This window comes from Duodenibacillus massiliensis (assembly GCF_900128485.1).
Lineage (GTDB): Bacteria > Pseudomonadota > Gammaproteobacteria > Burkholderiales > Burkholderiaceae_F > Duodenibacillus > Duodenibacillus massiliensis.
Window position 1 is genome coordinate 465,400 of the sequence record NZ_LT635859.1, and the last position, 14,474, is coordinate 479,873.

Annotated in this window: 13 protein-coding genes; 2 read left to right on the forward strand and 11 right to left on the reverse strand. The window is 57.2% G+C overall.

Features of this window, described 5'->3' with window-relative positions:
• Positions 1 to 67: 67 nt before the first annotated feature.
• From grpE to BQ7486_RS05130, 3 genes are all read right to left on the reverse strand, one after another.
• On the reverse strand, positions 68 to 703 hold the full coding sequence (grpE, locus tag BQ7486_RS05120) for a nucleotide exchange factor GrpE (RefSeq protein ID WP_074009176.1): 636 nt from the start codon (positions 701 to 703) through the stop codon (positions 68 to 70).
• A 66-nt stretch (positions 704 to 769) separates the two neighbouring features.
• Positions 770 to 1,765 carry a ferrochelatase gene (hemH, locus tag BQ7486_RS05125; RefSeq protein ID WP_022373552.1) on the reverse strand — a complete coding sequence of 332 codons (996 nt, stop codon included), beginning with the start codon at positions 1,763 to 1,765 and terminating at the stop codon, positions 770 to 772.
• Positions 1,766 to 1,925: 160 nt separating this feature from the next.
• On the reverse strand, positions 1,926 to 2,495 hold the full coding sequence (locus BQ7486_RS05130; RefSeq protein ID WP_022373551.1) for a VUT family protein: 570 nt from the start codon (positions 2,493 to 2,495) through the stop codon (positions 1,926 to 1,928).
• Positions 2,496 to 2,721: 226 nt separating this feature from the next.
• On the opposite strand from BQ7486_RS05130, the gene BQ7486_RS05135 reads away from it, so the two are divergent.
• Positions 2,722 to 4,944 (forward strand): inorganic phosphate transporter, encoded by a 2,223-nt coding sequence (locus BQ7486_RS05135; protein WP_074009272.1) that lies wholly within the window; start codon positions 2,722 to 2,724, stop codon positions 4,942 to 4,944.
• A 182-nt stretch (positions 4,945 to 5,126) separates the two neighbouring features.
• Here BQ7486_RS05135 and BQ7486_RS05140 read toward each other — a convergent pair whose 3' ends face one another.
• The 5 genes from BQ7486_RS05140 to BQ7486_RS05160 form a co-directional block, all read right to left on the reverse strand.
• Positions 5,127 to 5,903, reverse strand: a complete 777-nt coding sequence (locus tag BQ7486_RS05140; RefSeq protein WP_074009177.1) for a radical SAM protein — start codon at positions 5,901 to 5,903, stop codon at positions 5,127 to 5,129.
• Positions 5,904 to 5,945: 42 nt separating this feature from the next.
• Positions 5,946 to 7,115 carry an amidohydrolase gene (locus BQ7486_RS05145; RefSeq protein WP_074009178.1) on the reverse strand — a complete coding sequence of 390 codons (1,170 nt, stop codon included), beginning with the start codon at positions 7,113 to 7,115 and terminating at the stop codon, positions 5,946 to 5,948.
• 152 nt (positions 7,116 to 7,267) lie between these two features.
• Positions 7,268 to 7,963 carry an orotate phosphoribosyltransferase gene (locus BQ7486_RS05150; RefSeq protein WP_074009179.1) on the reverse strand — a complete coding sequence of 232 codons (696 nt, stop codon included), beginning with the start codon at positions 7,961 to 7,963 and terminating at the stop codon, positions 7,268 to 7,270.
• Positions 7,964 to 7,965: 2 nt separating this feature from the next.
• On the reverse strand, positions 7,966 to 8,973 hold the full coding sequence (locus BQ7486_RS05155; RefSeq protein WP_022373545.1) for an amidohydrolase family protein: 1,008 nt from the start codon (positions 8,971 to 8,973) through the stop codon (positions 7,966 to 7,968).
• A gap of 50 nt (positions 8,974 to 9,023) precedes the next feature.
• Positions 9,024 to 10,133 (reverse strand): FAD:protein FMN transferase, encoded by a 1,110-nt coding sequence (locus BQ7486_RS05160; protein ID WP_074009180.1) that lies wholly within the window; start codon positions 10,131 to 10,133, stop codon positions 9,024 to 9,026.
• A gap of 204 nt (positions 10,134 to 10,337) precedes the next feature.
• Here BQ7486_RS05160 and BQ7486_RS05165 point away from each other — a divergent pair, with 204 nt between their 5' ends.
• Positions 10,338 to 10,916: an AIM24 family protein gene (locus BQ7486_RS05165; RefSeq protein WP_074009181.1), complete on the forward strand. Its 579-nt coding sequence runs from the start codon at positions 10,338 to 10,340 to the stop codon at positions 10,914 to 10,916.
• Between the two features lie 77 nt (positions 10,917 to 10,993).
• On the opposite strand, the gene BQ7486_RS05170 is transcribed toward BQ7486_RS05165, so the two are convergent.
• The 3 genes from BQ7486_RS05170 to BQ7486_RS05180 all read right to left on the reverse strand — a co-directional run bounded on the left by BQ7486_RS05170 (position 10,994) and on the right by BQ7486_RS05180 (position 14,283).
• A complete protein-coding gene (locus tag BQ7486_RS05170) occupies positions 10,994 to 11,326 on the reverse strand; it encodes an FMN-binding protein (RefSeq protein WP_204206993.1) in 333 nt (110 codons plus the stop codon).
• 316 nt (positions 11,327 to 11,642) lie between these two features.
• The gene (locus tag BQ7486_RS05175; protein WP_074009182.1) at positions 11,643 to 13,052 is read right to left on the reverse strand and encodes a flavocytochrome c; all 1,410 of its coding nucleotides are present in this window, start codon (positions 13,050 to 13,052) and stop codon (positions 11,643 to 11,645) included.
• A gap of 166 nt (positions 13,053 to 13,218) precedes the next feature.
• Positions 13,219 to 14,283, reverse strand: coding sequence for a YheT family hydrolase (locus BQ7486_RS05180; protein WP_074009183.1), 1,065 nt, complete (start codon positions 14,281 to 14,283; stop codon positions 13,219 to 13,221).
• Positions 14,284 to 14,474 lie beyond the last annotated feature (191 nt).

A 14,474-nucleotide genomic window follows, 5' to 3' on the forward strand; every position in this document is an offset into this window, starting at 1 on the left:
CGGGCAACAAAAAAGGCACCCTCCCTTTGAGAAAGATGCCTTCTGCCGTCAAACCTAAGATTGACGCTTAGCCCTGAACGACGCTTACCATCGCGGGACGCAGCACGCGGTCGTGAATCATCCAGCCGCGCTGAAAGACTTCCGCCACGCACCCGGCGGTTTTACCTTCGGTTGCGGGAACCATGGCAATCGCCTGCTGCGTGTTGGGATCAAACTTCTCGCCCTTGGGGTCGATTGCGCGCATACCGCTCATTTCCAGAGCGTGCACAAGCTGCCGGTGGGTGGCCAAAATGCCGTCACGCAGAGCGCCCGCGTCTTTAGCGGACACTTCAATCGCCTTTTCAAGGCTGTCGACAACCGGGAGAAGGTTCTTTGCAAACTTTTCAATCCCGAACTTCTGAGCCTTCTGCACGTCTTCAGCGCAGCGGCGGCGCGTGTTGTCCATTTCTGCGACGGCGCGCACGTAAAGGTCGTAGTGCTCTGCGGCCTTGGCGTTGGCTTCCTCAAGGGCCTTTGTGGCCTTGGTGAGTTCGTCAACCTCAGCTTTGACTTCAGCGGCTTCAGCCTGCGGCTTTTCACCGCAGGTGCAACCGCACCCGCAGCCGCAGCCGCCCGCGGCGTCACTGGCTTCAGCCGCTTTCTTTAATTCTTCCGCGGCTTGGGTTTCCGACTGCTGCGTCGGTTTTTCGTTCATGTCGGCCATTTTTTAAGTGGACTCCGAAAAATTCATTACCTGTATCAGGCAATATGGAGGCTTTCTGCCGGTTTTTCAAGCCCCGGCAACGGCGCTTTTCACGATGGCGGCGTAGGCGGCAACCGCTTCGGGCTGCGCGTTCATCGCGGGGATGTAGTGGAAGGTCTTTCCGCCCGCAGCCAGAAAGATTCCCTTTAATTCGTCCCCGATCTCTTCAATGGTCTCCAGGCAGTCCGCGGCAAAGCCAGGGCAGACGACGTCAAGGCGCTCAACCCCTTCAGAGGCCAGGCGCTTTGCGGTATCAATGCTCGCGGGCTCAAGCCACTTTGCGCGCCCGAACTTTGACTGAAAAGAGAGCGTCCACGCATCTGCCGGTAAGCCGAGTTCTTCGGCAATGAGCCGTGCCGTTTCCCTGCACTGCGCTTCATACGGGTCCCCGCGGTCGGAACTTGCCTGAGGAATGCCGTGAAAGCTCATGAGAAGCTTTCCTTTTTCACCCAGGGGCCCGACGGCAGCCCAGTGGCGCCGCACGTCGTCGGCGACAGCACGGATGTAGGCGGGATTGGTGTGATAGTGCTGAATGCTCACGGTCTTGCCGCGCCAAGGGTGCTTTTTGCGCACGGCTTCCACAGCGTCATAAACCGCGGTCGTCGTCTGCGTTGCAAACTGCGCGAACAAGGGAAGAACAACCAGACGCTCGGGCCGGATTTCATCCAAAAACTTCGGAAGCTCATCGACCACCCGGTGAGTGCCGTAGCGCATCGCCCAGCGCACTTTCCAGCCCTCACCCAACGCTTTTTCCAAGGCCTCTGCTGTCTCAGCGGTGACCGCCACCAAAGGCGCCCCCTTTTCCGTCCACACGGTTTTGTAGCGCGCGGCCGAGGCTTCAGGGCGTTTTCTCAGAATAATGCCGTGCAGGATGGGAAGCCACAAAAGCCGCGGCATTTCCACGACGCGGGGATCTCCCAAAAATTCCGCAAGATAGGTTTTAAGCGCCTCTTTGGTGGGCGCAGCGGGCGAGCCCGTGTTAACCAAGAGCACCAGCGTCTCATTGGGATTTGCTTCAGGCATGTTTTGACCTTGGCTGCCCAGCGGGCAGGTAAGAGAAAAGCAGTTCACGCGTTGTTGTATTTGTCAGTGCGCAGGACGAAAGCGGCAAACCCGCCGGTTTATGCCGGTTGCCGTCTGTTATCTGCCGCCATTTTGCCGCTTTTCCCTTAATCAGGGCTTTTTATGCTTGAACAGGCGCGCGTCGTAAGCCTCTGACTGTCACGATGATTAACGCGGCCAAAAGGCTCATTTCGAATTTTCCGATCACCTGCCCTGCAACGTAGTCCAGAGACCCGAAGGCAAGCGAGAGGAAGAGAACCGAATCGACAACGCTTCCGGCAAAGCCCGACGCGACAATCGCCCAGGCCGGAAAACGCCGGCGCATCGGCGTGTAGACAATGAGGTCAGCCGTTTCAGAAAAAAGAAAGGCCGCGCAGGAAGCGATCACGAGGCTTGCGTCACTTAAAAAGCCGGAAAGCGCAGTGCCCGCCAAAATGCAGTAAAACGCCCAGCGTGTGCCGAGGCAGTGATGCACGGCGTCACGCAAAACGAGCGCAAGGCCCGCGAGCAAAACAGCCGACGGCGCCATGAGACCGGGCAGAACCGGCACCAGGCAGGGGCCGTCCTTGAGACAGACAAGCCCCACATTCATGACCACCCAGTTGCCGAGCGGAATCGTGAGGATAAATAGGACAGCTGAGATAAGTCCCCAGAAACGATGCGTCTGAGGGTACGCGGCAATATGCGACATATTGTTTGACTCCCGGCCACAGACGGTGCGGAGAACCGAAGCGGCCTTACGTTAACCAAAGCCCGAAGTTTCCTTCCGGGCGATGCGGACGCCATTTTACAAGACCTCAGCCGCCTGCGAAACCGTTTTTGTGTTGCACTGTCACGGTTTTGTCATGAAAACTCAGGCGTTTTGTCACAGTCGCGCCTCAGACTGCGCCCCGTACCAAACGGGAATCAAATCAAAAATGCAAGAGTACTACCTTGTTTTGCTGGTCTTTCTGGGTGCTTTAGCCCTTTTTGACCTCTTTGTGGGCGTCAGTAACGACGCCGTCAATTTTCTGAATTCGGCCTTAGGCTGCCGCATTGCCTCTTTCCGCACCACGATGTGGGTCGCGGCCGCAGGCGTCATGCTCGGCGCCACCTTTTCTTCGGGCATGATGGAAATCGCCCGAAGCGGCGTCTTTCATCCGCAGATGTTCAGCTTCACCGAAATCATGTTGATCTTTTTTGCCGTGATGGTGGCTGACGTTATTTTGCTTGATACGTTTAACTCCCTGGGGCTTCCGACCTCCACCACGGTGTCGATCGTCTTTGAGCTTTTGGGAAGCGCCCTCGCCGCTGCCTGCATGAAGCTCATTTCCGAAGGGGCGTCCCTCACCGAAGTCGCCGCCTACATCAACAGTTCCAAAGCGCTCACAATCATCTCCGGGATTCTCATTTCCGTCGTGGTCGCGTTTGTCACGGGCGCGGTGGTGCAGTACCTCGTGCGACTCGTCTTTACCTTTCACTTTGAAAACGCCTATAAGCGCTACGGCGCGGTTTTCGCGGGCTTTGCCATCACCGCCATCGTTTACTTTCTCGTAATGAAGGGCGCCAAGGGTTCAAGCTTCATGCGTCCCGAATGGATCCGCTTCATTCAGGAAAACACGCCCGTGATCGTCGTGTCGCTTTTTGTGGGCCTCACGGTGCTTTTCCAGATTCTCATCACGTTCCTCAGAATCAACATCTTCAAGATCGTGATTCTCTCGGGGACCTTTTCACTCGCGTTTGCCTTTGCCGGCAACGACCTCGTGAACTTCGTGGGCGTGCCGCTTGCGGCGCTTGACAGCTATCAGACCTGGAGTGCCTCGGGGGTTGCTGCGGAAATCTTCATGATGGATGGGCTCTCCAAGCCCACGCAGACCCCGACGTATCTTTTGCTGCTTGCGGGCCTTATGATGGTTTTGACGCTCTGGTTCTCGCGCAAGGCCTACCGCGTGATTCAGACCTCAATTAACCTATCCTCCTCCAATTCCGGTGAGCAGGAGCAGTTTGGGTCGTCGTTGCCCGGGCGCGTCATCGTGCGGGCCGCCATGGGCTGCGGCAAGGTTCTGCATCAGATCATTCCAGTACCGCTGCAGCGGGGCCTCAATTCCCGCTTTGAACCCAAGGCTCTTGCAAAGGGCGAAGCGCCGCTACCCTTTGACTACGTGCGAGCAAGCGTAAACCTTGTGGTGAGCGCCGCCCTTATTGCCTCCGCTACAAGCCTCAAGCTTCCGCTTTCCACCACTTACGTCACCTTCATGGTCGCGATGGGTTCAAGTTTCGCGGACGGCGCCTGGGACCGTGAGTCTGCCGTTTACCGTATTTCGGGCGTTCTCACCGTCATCAGCGGATGGTTTCTGACCGCGCTTTCTGCTTCGATGCTTGCGGCCTTTGTTGCCTGCATCGTCTTTGCGGGCGGCGAGGTCGCAGCCGTCATCCTTGCCGTGATTGCAATTGTGCTTCTTGTGCGCTCCAACCTCAAGGCCAAGGACGGGGAAGAACTCAGAAACGACCATCCGAAGGCTTACGACAGTGCGGCCGTGCGGGCGTTGCTTGACACGAAGACCGGCGAAAACCTCACCGCGGCAACGGCACTTTTTGCCCGGATCGTGGAAGACTGCTTAAACGAAAAAGAAAAGGATCTGAAGCGCAACAGGACGCTTGCGGCCGAACTCTTTGACAACTTAAGCCGCGCAAGAAGCCTTTACTACCGGATGAGCAACACCGCCGCGAAATCCTCCAAGGCCGACTTTGACGCCCGTTACTGCTACTACCGGTCCTTCACCAACATGCGCGAAGTGGGCCGGAGCCTGCAAAGCCTTGCCAAGCAGTCCTACGACCATGTTGCGAACCGCCACCGCGGCTTCACGGGCAGCCCCCGCACGGATCTTGAGGCGTTTGTCGCAAAGCTCACAGCGCTTACCCAGGCAAGTTCCGGGCGCGCGGATGTGATGGCCTTTGCGAAAGAGGGCCCCGCGCTACTTGACGAAATTGACGGACTGCAGCAAAAGCTCCTGCAGAGCATTCCGCGGGAAAAGATTTCAATCCGCGGCTGCGAGCTCTATCTCTCCATCCTTCTGATGGCCCGTGAGATTGTGAACCACTACACGATTTCCTCGGTGCTGCAGAAGCGCCTGGACGCCGCAACCCTGCCGCAGAAGTAACGCGCTTAAAAAACGGCAAGACGGCTGAGATCCTTCGATTTCAGCCGCCTTTTTTTATATTCTCAGATAAGGTATCGGCAACCTGGGCATCGAATTGAGAACCGCTTCCCGGAGAGACCATTTCCGCGATGTTACGAAAATGGCCATCCCGGTCATACCCGTTAATTTGCCTATGACTGCAGTCAGTCAAACGCGTGCGCGTCAATGCCCCTTGCCCTTAAAAGGTTCACGATGCGCATGAGTTCTTCGTCGGTTGCCTTCTGAAGGGCCTTATCCGGTGTATCGCGCGAAATCGTGTAGACATCAACGCCCGCCGGTTTAATCGCGGCCACCGCATCCACCCAGGGGAGCACGTACTTGTCGGTCGTGTTGTCCACGTCCACGCCCTGCCAGGCGCCTTTTAAAAACATTGACTGAATCACGCACTTTCCGCCGCAGGCCTTCATGCGGTCAATAAGGACGTTGACGTCATAGCGGCACTGCGGCCTGTCCACCAAATTGATGTAGTCAGGATCGACAGTATCAAGTTTCAGGCACGCCTTATCGAGTTTCATCACCGCTTCAAAAACGCGGTCGTTCGTAAGGTGCGTGGCGTTTGTGAGAAGACAGACTTTAGCCTCGGGAAACCATGTGTCACGCAGTGCCTTGACGTCCTCAGCAATCTCGGCAAAGTGCGGGTGTGAGGTGGGTTCGCCGTTACCGGCAAAGGTGAGCGCATCAAGCGTTTCACCGGCCTCTTTCATCGCTTTGAGGCGGCGGTTAAGTTCTGACTTCACGAACTCACGCGCGGGGAGCTTTTTTTTCGGAAGCGTATCGGCGTTAAAGCCGCACTCACAATAAATGCAGTCAAAGTTACAGACCTTACCGTCCTCGGGAAGCAGATTAATGCCGAGCGACCGCCCGAGTCGGCGGCTTTTCACCGGCCCAAAAACGGGGGACGGATAAATGATCGTTGCCATCGGCCTTTCTCCTCTTTTTTCTTTTAAGCCGCTTTAGATTTGTTAAGCACCAAGGCGCAACAGCGCGAGTTCCGCCCAATACGCGGCCCCAAGGGGCAGCACCGTGTCGTCAAAGTTAAAGCGCGGGCTGTGCAGCACGTGGTCGCTCCCCGGATTCCGGTTACCGATAAAGGCAAAACCGCCCGCAACCTTCTGACGCAGGAAGGCAAAGTCTTCGCTTGCCATCTCCGGGCGCCCTTCGGTCACAACGTGCTCGCTTCCGACCACGCGGCGGGCCGCTTCGCGCATCGCGGCAACCGCTTCCGGAGTGCTCGTTAAAACCGGCGCCCGCGCCACAACCTTCACGGCAATGTCTGCCCCCGTCGTGGCAGCAATACCCGCGCAGACGGCCTCAATCCGCGACCAGATTTTCTTACCTGTTTGGGCATCAAAAAAGCGCGTGCAACCGCCCAGTACCGCTTTTTCCGGAATGACGTTGCAGGCAAAGCCGCTCTGAAACTTCGTGACGCTGACAACCGTCGTTTCCGCGGGATCGGCGTTTCGCGACACAATCTGCTGCAGCGCCTGCACAAGAAGGCTCCCGGCGTAGACGGGATCAACCGATTTATCGGGTGCTGAGCCGTGGGCGCCTTTCCCGGTAATCGTGATTTCAAAGAAGTCGGCGCCCGACATGGCGACGCCCGGGAGCACCACAAAGGTCCCCGAGGCTGCCCGGGGCTGATTGTGCATGCCGTAGATCTCATCGCACGGGAAGCGCTCAAAGAGGCGGTCCGCGAGCATTGCTTCCGCGCCCCCGCGGCCTTCTTCAGCGGGCTGAAAAATAAAGTTCACGGTCCCGGCAAAATCACGGTGCTGCGAGAGCCACTTCGCCGCGCCCAGAAGCATCGTCATATGCCCGTCGTGCCCGCAGGCGTGCATTGTTCCTTTATTTTGAGAGGCGTAGGCGCAGCCCGTTTCTTCGGTAAGCGGCAGCGCATCCATGTCGGCTCTCAGGCCGATCGCGCGCCCTTCTCCCTTCGTGCCCTTTAAAACCGCCACAACCCCGTAGCCGCCGACGCCTTCGTGCACGTCAAGCCCGAAGCTTTTAAGTTTCTCGGCCACAACCGCAGAGGTCCTCTTTTCCTCGCGCCCGATTTCAGGGTGCGCATGAAAGTCACGGCGCCAGGCTGTGAGTTCGGCTGCAGTCGCGCGGATATCATCCAAAAGAGACATGTTTAATTCCGGAAAATTTTTTTGGTATCCGCGAGTCTAGCGAAGCACCGCACGGGCGGCGCTTAAGCGTTGCACTCTGTCACACGCAAAAAAAGAAAACGGCCGGAAACAGACCGTCTCCGACCGCTTGCGCCGCGTACAACCCGCGAAAATCAGTTTTCGCGGGCCGAGGCGACCTTACCGTGCATCGCTGCCCAGGTCCACGGGGTCTTGAGCCACTCAAGCACGAGCTTTTCTTCTTCGGGCGTGATGCTGCCCATCTCGCGGGCTTTGTTCACGACCTTATTAAAGGCAATCACTTCAAAGGTGGTAAGCCCGTCTTCGGCAAAAAGCTTCACGGTCTCAGGGATCCCGAAATTCGTAATCGACATCACCTGGGTGACAGTGGCACCCTCGTCACGCAGCCCTCTGATTGCGTCAAGGCAGGAAAGACCCGTCGAGATGTGGTCTTCAAGGAGCAGCACGTTCTTACCCTTCACGCACCCGCCTTCAATACGCGAGCGGTTGCCGTAGGTCTTGGCTTCGCGGCGCACCATGATGGCGGGCAGCCGCAGGCGGTAGGCGAGCGCCGCCGCGTGCATCGAACCCGCGGCCTCAACGCCCGCGACAATATCAAAGGAGAGATCAAACTCCTCCACACGGCTTGCCATCGTTTCGATGACGTCGCTCCAGGCTTCCGGATAGTAGAAAAGCTTGCGGTTATCGACGTAGACCGGCGAAATGAGACCGGACTTCAGACGCATCGGCTCTTCGGTGAGAAATTCCACGGCCTTGGCGCGGATGAGGCGCTCGGCCATGATGTCTTCCGCGATGCTGCTTGTGTAGCTCGGCTTAAATTTGTGCGCCATCGTTACTCTCCCTTATCCAGACCGAGAGCCTTGCGGCCGTTTTCGGTAGCAATTTTCACCAGGGCATCAAAGTCATCAAAGCGGCAGCCGGTGGCAAGAAGCTGCAGTTCGTGCCACATGTCCCCTGCGCTCCAGGGCACCATGGCATCACAGACGTTATCAGTCCCCAAGGCCACCGTGACGCCTGCCGGAACAAGCTCATCCACCGGCGTCATCGAATTGTGCATCGGGCCGATCGACTCGGTGCGCGCCGTATCAATCCAGGCCGTGGGGCAGCAGACCATCATGACCTTGGCTTCCTTTAAGAGGCTGTAGAGCCGCTGACGGTACATCTTGGAGTGTGCGCCGATTGAAATACCGTGAATCGCAACAACCTGCCCCTGCATGCCGTGCTCAATCGTCTTGTGAGCAAGCATCTCGGTCTCGTATTCGCTTGAGAGATTGAACTGGTCCACGTGCGCGTGCACCATCTTGCCCTGCGCTTTGGCGGTCCCGAGCAAAATGTCAAAAGCTTCGGCGGCACGCCCGAAGTCGCGTTCGTCGCGCTTAGGCAACCCCCCGATGATGTCGACCATCTCAGAGCCGATATCAAACCAGTGACGGGCCTGAGGATCAATCACGCCTTTCAGAGTCTGATTGGCAAACTTCACCGTGATCTGATCCTTGTAGTGCTCGCGCGCTCTCCAACCGGCCTTAATGGCTCGGTCCTGCGTGAGCGGATCAATGTCCACAAAGGTCGCGCAGGCCTTGCAGCCCTGCTTGATCATCAATTCAAAGAAAAGGCTGAAACGACGGTAGAAATCTTCTTCCGTGGATTCAGCCTTCAGACGATCAAGTGCATCCCACTTCTGCTGCAGCGTGCAAGTACGGCGCATTTCCAGAATTTCAGGCGACAGGGTAAATGCACGGTCCGCATGCGCATGGGTGTTGACCCAGCCGCCTGCCTTCATAATGGCGGGCTCAATCATGTCGCGGACGGTACGTGCCTGTTCGTTTGTCACGTCAGTCATGACTCTTTCTCTCGCTTCGTTTCGTTAAAAAAACCATTCTGTTAATTTTCTCACTTTTGGGCCGATGCTGCCCGTGTGAGGATATTGAGCTTTACGTCGGGCGCAAGAAGCGTAAGACGCGGCGCAAGCCCCTCACTCACCCACGCGGTCTTTTCGTCCGGTGACAGTAAAAACGCCCGGATTTCAGGGTGTTCTCTGAGGTAGGCAAGCGCTTTTTCGCGCCCCATGGCAAAAAGCGCCGTGCACCAGCCGTCGGCTTTGGCGCCGTCAGCGTCCACAATCGTCACGGAACTGAAGGACACGGGCACCGGGCGTCCGGTCTTGCCGGAGAGAATATGCCCGTAGGTCTTGCCCTCGGCGTCCATGTAGCGCTCGTAGTCCCCGGACGTAATCACCGATTCGTTTTTCGCTTCAATGACGGCGAGCGTTTCGCCGCGGTCAGCCTTCGGGTCCTGCACGCCCACGCGCCAGGCGCGCCCGGAAGGGGCACTGTTAAGCAATGCAACGTTGCCTCCCAGATCGACGATTGCGCGCACCGCACCCGCTTTTTTTAAGTCCTGCGTGAGCGCCGTTCCGATCCAGCCCTTGGCGATCGCGCCGAGATCAATGTTTTGCCCGGCGCGGATTTTCACGCGGCAGGTGCCGTCTTCGCGTCTCTCGGTTTCAATGCCCCGCCAGTTGACGTGCTTTTTGGCTTCGGCAATCGCGGCGTCCGAAGGAACCTTGTCGCCCCCGAACCCGATTTTCCAGACGTTGACAACCGGGCCGATCGTGGGATCAAACGCGCCTTCTGAAGCCCGGGCAATCGCTTTTGCCTGATCCATCACATCCGTGATGCGGCAGTCCGTTACAACCCATTCACCCGCTTTTTTATTTAACTCCGTCATGGGACCCGCGGCATGCACGGTAAAAAGCGTTTCATAGGCAAAAAGAGCTTTTTCAAAGCGCGCGGGCAATGCATCCGCCGTTTTTTGATCTTTGGCGTAGAAACTGCCCTGAATGAAGGTTCCCATGGAAAAGCCGGTGTACTGCGCAGAGGCTTCTTCGGGATGAGCGGATTGGGCAGCCGTTGCTGCCGCCGAAAATAGAAAAAACGGAAGGACTGCGGCCGCTAAAGCCGCGAGCTGTGCTTTGCAAAATAGGAAGTTCGTCTTCTGCATGCCGCCACCCGTTTCGGGAGAAAGGTTCCCGCATTCAGCAACCGTCCGTGCGGTTACCCAAAATAAATTCGCGGGATTCTAGCAAAAGCAGCCGTTTCTTTTTCGGTAAAAATCAGTTTCTCTCAGTTTCAGAGCCTCAAATGCGCGCAGCAGGCGTTTCGGAGCTAGCCTTTTTTGTTGTCAACCATTTTTCGACAGATCACCATGGCTCAGTTTGATATCTCCGGGTCCGTTGATCCGCTTTTAAGCGTCACCCTCAATAAGGGCGAAAGCCTTTTTGCCGAATCCAACGCCATGGTGGCGATGGACGGCACTTTGTCGCTCTCAGGCCGCACCAAAGGCGGCTTTTTTAAGTCGCTTGCGCGCAAGTTTTTAAACGACGAAACCTTCTTTCAGCAGAAAATCACCGCCGAAGACGAGGGCGGCCGCGCGCTTCTCGGAAATTCCGGGGGCCTTTTTGTAATGGCAACCGAAAGCGAAGGCCGTGTGGCCGTAAGCGGCTTCGGAAGCGTCCGTCGCATTGATATCGCCGACGGCCAAAAGCTCATCGTTGATAACGGGCACCTCCTCGCCTGGGAGAAGTCCCTTGACTATGAGTTGTCGATCAACACATCCCGCTCGGGGGTTCTGGGCAAACTCGTCTCAAGTCAGACCACAGGCGAAGGGATTGTTCTGAAATTTAAGGGGCCTGGCGCGGTCTACGTCTGCTCCCGCAATAAGGGCGGGTTCCTCAACTGGGGGTTTTCTCAGATGCCCGAGGAAAAAGCCGTCAAAAACGAATAAGCCGGGCACGAAAAACCCGCCTCAGGGAAACGCTTCCCGGGCGGGTTTTCTTTCATCAGGCGGAAAAATTCACCCGATTACTTGGCCTTTGCGAGAGCCTGATTCACAGCGGCGATGATGCCCTTGGAGGAGTTGGAGGCACCCGTCACAGCGTTCACGCCTTCCGTGCCGTTATTGGCAACGATCTGCTTGGCGAGCTTCTTTTCGGCTGCGCCCACGAGCATGGCGGTTTCACCGTGCTTGACAACCTTGACGGAAGCAACCTTGCCGCCCTTCACCTGCACCTGAACGGTGATCTGGCTGGCGTTGCCCTGGCCCTGGCCTTCATAGGTGCCGTCCTTGTAGGAAGCAGCGTTCACACCGGCGCAGAGCATGGCGGCAGCGGCCGCAACGATAACCTGTTTGATCATGGCTTAAAAAATCCTCAGAAAAACCACCGTACCCGTCGACGGGCACTGATTTCAGTCGGCCCGCTTTAAAAAGCGCGCCCTAAAAACGCGTTTTTCCCGGCGGGTTGATTCACAGGCCGCAATAGTAATGGGTTCGCCCCGTTTTTAGGTAACGATTTCACCCTAATTTGTGTCAGTTTCCTAAGCCCGTGAGGGAAAATCCCGAGTGTTCAGGGCATCAAAAAAGGCGCCCTCCGCAAAGGAAAGCGCCTTTTTCTTTCACCATTTATTTTCCGCGGACCGCGACTAAACAGTCCTCAGGCGGAAAAACCTCAGGTTAGTGAGCCTTGGCGTAAGCCGTGGCAGACTGACCGGCGATACGGCCGTAGACGATGATGTCGGCCTGAGCATTGCCGCCGAGACGGTTGCCGCCGTGCACGCCGCCCGTGACTTCACCGGCTGCGAAGTAGCCCGGGATCACCTGGCCGCGGAAGTTATAAACCTGAGCCTTGGTGTCGATCTTGAGACCGCCCATCGTGTGGTGCACGGCGGGGGTCACGACGATCGCGTAGTAGCCCGGCTGGTTAAGCGGACGTTCCATCTTGGTACGGCCGCAGCAGCTGTCCTTACCGGCAGCCTGATCCTTGGCGTACTGTGCCATCGTGGCCTTGAGGGCATCAGCCGGAACCTTCATCTTGCCGGCGATTTCTTCAAGGGTCTTACCCTGAAGAACCATGCCCGGGCGCTTGACGTAGCCTTCGATGGCCTTGAGGCTCTTACGGACGGATTCATCAAAGAAGAGGTAGGCGTGGCTGGTGGGCTGCTTCAGAATGGCGGCCGAGACCTTGTCACGGGTGCTCAGTTCGTCGTAGAAGCGCTTGCCGTTCATGTTGATGAGCACAGCACCGTTACCGCGGACAGCTTCCGTGACCATGATGCCGGAGTGTTCGTTAAAGGTCGGGTGGGTCTGAATTTCAGGCAGATCCACGAAGGCTGCGCCGATCTTTTCGGACAGAAGCAGGCCGTCGCCCGTGGCACCCGGATGGTTCGTGGTGGCAAAGCCCTTCAGACGCGGAACGATCTTGGAAACGAGGGCGTTGTTGGCACCGAAGCCGCCGGCGGCGTTCACCACGGCCTTGGTGTTAATCGTGTAGACCTTGCCGTTTTCAAGGTTCTTCACCTTGACGCCGACCACTGCACCCTTCTTGTTCTGGATGAGGTCGACAACCTGGCTTTCGGTTCTCAGATCGATCTTACGGGCCTGAACGGCGTTATCGAGAGTCTTCACGACTTCGGGGCCGACAGCTGCGCCACCCGTGGGACGGTGGCAGCGCTTGTTGGTAGCGCCGCCCATGAAGCCCACGTCGTTGAAGTCACCGCCGAGCTTAATCAACCACTGCACAGCGGCGTTGGAATTCTGAGCGAGAACCTTGACGAGTTCGGGGTTGTTCTTGTTGTGACCGCCCTTCATCGTGTCCTTGTACATCTGTTCGATGCTGTCTTTGATGCCGAGCTTGGCCTGCTGCGGGGTTTCAGCCGCATTGATGCCGCCCGTGGCGCGGACCGTGTTGCCGCCGACAAACGGCATCTTTTCAAGAACGATCACCTTGGCGCCCAGATCGTGCGCCGTAACGGCAGCCGCCATACCGGCACCGCCCGCACCGATCACGACGACGTCGGCGTGCTGAGCGGCCTGAGCCGCACCGAAGGCTGCGGCAAGCATGGAAGCAATTACGAGTTTCTTCATTATGTTCCCCTCCTCATCGGGAATTGTGACGGCCCGGATACCTCTTTGAGGGTACCCCACGGGCGCATTTTTTTCATTATATCCGCGTGCATCGGCACAACCCCTTGGGCAAGTCCCCTCTGTTGCACAAAGTGCCACGCCGACTTTCAGAAGATTTTGATGCGGATCAACCTTTGCGGAACCATTTACCGGCAAGACGCGTCAATGTCCCTTCCGGTTTGGCCTTGGCCTCCGTTACGCCCACGTTATTGGCGTGCGGGGTAAAGCCCGAGAAAAAGGTAAAGATGTGTTCGGGCAGATAAAAGAGGTCGCCCGGGGGGTTGCCTCTCGGGAAACCAATGTGCCCGCCCTCTTCGGGCTGCTCCAGATACACGTCGGACGATACATCCTTTTCCCCGGGCAGAGCCCACACCGGCAGAAACGGATCATTTTTGGCGTTAAGCATCAGAAGCGGCACCTTCACACCCGTTAAAACCGGCTTGGCCGAACAGCGCGTCCAGTAGTCCATCGCGCTTTTAAAACCGTGAATGGGCGCCGTGTAAATCGAATCGAAGTCGTAAAGCGTCGAGCAGTTTTTCACCACGTTTTCGTCAATAAGGTCCGGAAAGCGCCGCGCTTTTTCCAGAACCTTTTCCTTGAGCGTTGACAAAAACATCTCGGCGTAGAGTTTATTGGCGCCAAGCGACACTATTTCGCTACCTGCCACCAGATCCACGGGTGCGCCGACGCTCACCGCGGCCGTCAGAAACGAAGCGTCGCTGCCCAAATCCCCAAGACACTTTGAAAGCTGGTTTCCGCCCAGACTCACCCCCACGGCATACAAGGGAGCCTCCGGGTAGCGCGCGGCCACCGTCTTTAAAGCCCAGCTGTTGTCAGCGGTGTCACCGGCAAAATAAGCGCGCGGCAGGCGGTTCGGGAGCCCTCCGCAGCAGCGGAAATGCGCAACCACACCTCTCCAGCCCTTGTCCGCGGCGTAGCGCATGAGGGCCTCCGCGTAGTGGCTTTCCGAAGATCCTTCAAGCCCGTGGAAATGCACGAGAAGAGGTGCCGTCAGGTCTGAGGGTTCGGGCGTTGCCCAGTCAAAGATCATAAAGTCGCCGTCGGGCATATCAATGAGCTCACGGCGGTAGTGAATCTCAGGGCGCGGGAAAAACCGCGCAGGTATCACGGTCTGCAGATGCGCGCCCGGAAGCCACTTGGGCGCTTTGTAGTCGGGAGTCAGAATCGGCATGGCGGAAATGTCTTCTCGCAATTAGCCCGCCTCGGCGGACCAAGACAAAGGATGGGGTGATTCTAGAGCGGCTCATTGACAAGAAAATGCTTTTGCCAGGATAACTTCCCGCAAAGTCCGCGATACATATAATCCCTTAAGCAAAAGAACGGCTTTGCACAAATTCAGACTTCGCAGTAAAGTAAAGCCCG

Coding starts and splice junctions, on each gene's coding strand:
- BQ7486_RS05150 (WP_074009179.1), bottom strand. CDS start 7,963: ATGGCGCACAAATTTAAGCCGAGCTACACAAGCAGCATCGCGGAAGAC.
- BQ7486_RS05155 (WP_022373545.1), bottom strand. CDS start 8,973: ATGACTGACGTGACAAACGAACAGGCACGTACCGTCCGCGACATGATT.
- grpE (WP_074009176.1), bottom strand. CDS start 703: ATGGCCGACATGAACGAAAAACCGACGCAGCAGTCGGAAACCCAAGCC.
- BQ7486_RS05160 (WP_074009180.1), bottom strand. CDS start 10,133: ATGCAGAAGACGAACTTCCTATTTTGCAAAGCACAGCTCGCGGCTTTA.
- BQ7486_RS05140 (WP_074009177.1), bottom strand. CDS start 5,903: ATGGCAACGATCATTTATCCGTCCCCCGTTTTTGGGCCGGTGAAAAGC.
- BQ7486_RS05145 (WP_074009178.1), bottom strand. CDS start 7,115: ATGTCTCTTTTGGATGATATCCGCGCGACTGCAGCCGAACTCACAGCC.
- BQ7486_RS05175 (WP_074009182.1), bottom strand. CDS start 13,052: ATGAAGAAACTCGTAATTGCTTCCATGCTTGCCGCAGCCTTCGGTGCG.
- BQ7486_RS05135 (WP_074009272.1), top strand. CDS start 2,722: ATGCAAGAGTACTACCTTGTTTTGCTGGTCTTTCTGGGTGCTTTAGCC.
- hemH (WP_022373552.1), bottom strand. CDS start 1,765: ATGCCTGAAGCAAATCCCAATGAGACGCTGGTGCTCTTGGTTAACACG.
- BQ7486_RS05130 (WP_022373551.1), bottom strand. CDS start 2,495: ATGTCGCATATTGCCGCGTACCCTCAGACGCATCGTTTCTGGGGACTT.
- BQ7486_RS05170 (WP_204206993.1), bottom strand. CDS start 11,326: ATGATCAAACAGGTTATCGTTGCGGCCGCTGCCGCCATGCTCTGCGCC.
- BQ7486_RS05180 (WP_074009183.1), bottom strand. CDS start 14,283: ATGCCGATTCTGACTCCCGACTACAAAGCGCCCAAGTGGCTTCCGGGC.
- BQ7486_RS05165 (WP_074009181.1), top strand. CDS start 10,338: ATGGCTCAGTTTGATATCTCCGGGTCCGTTGATCCGCTTTTAAGCGTC.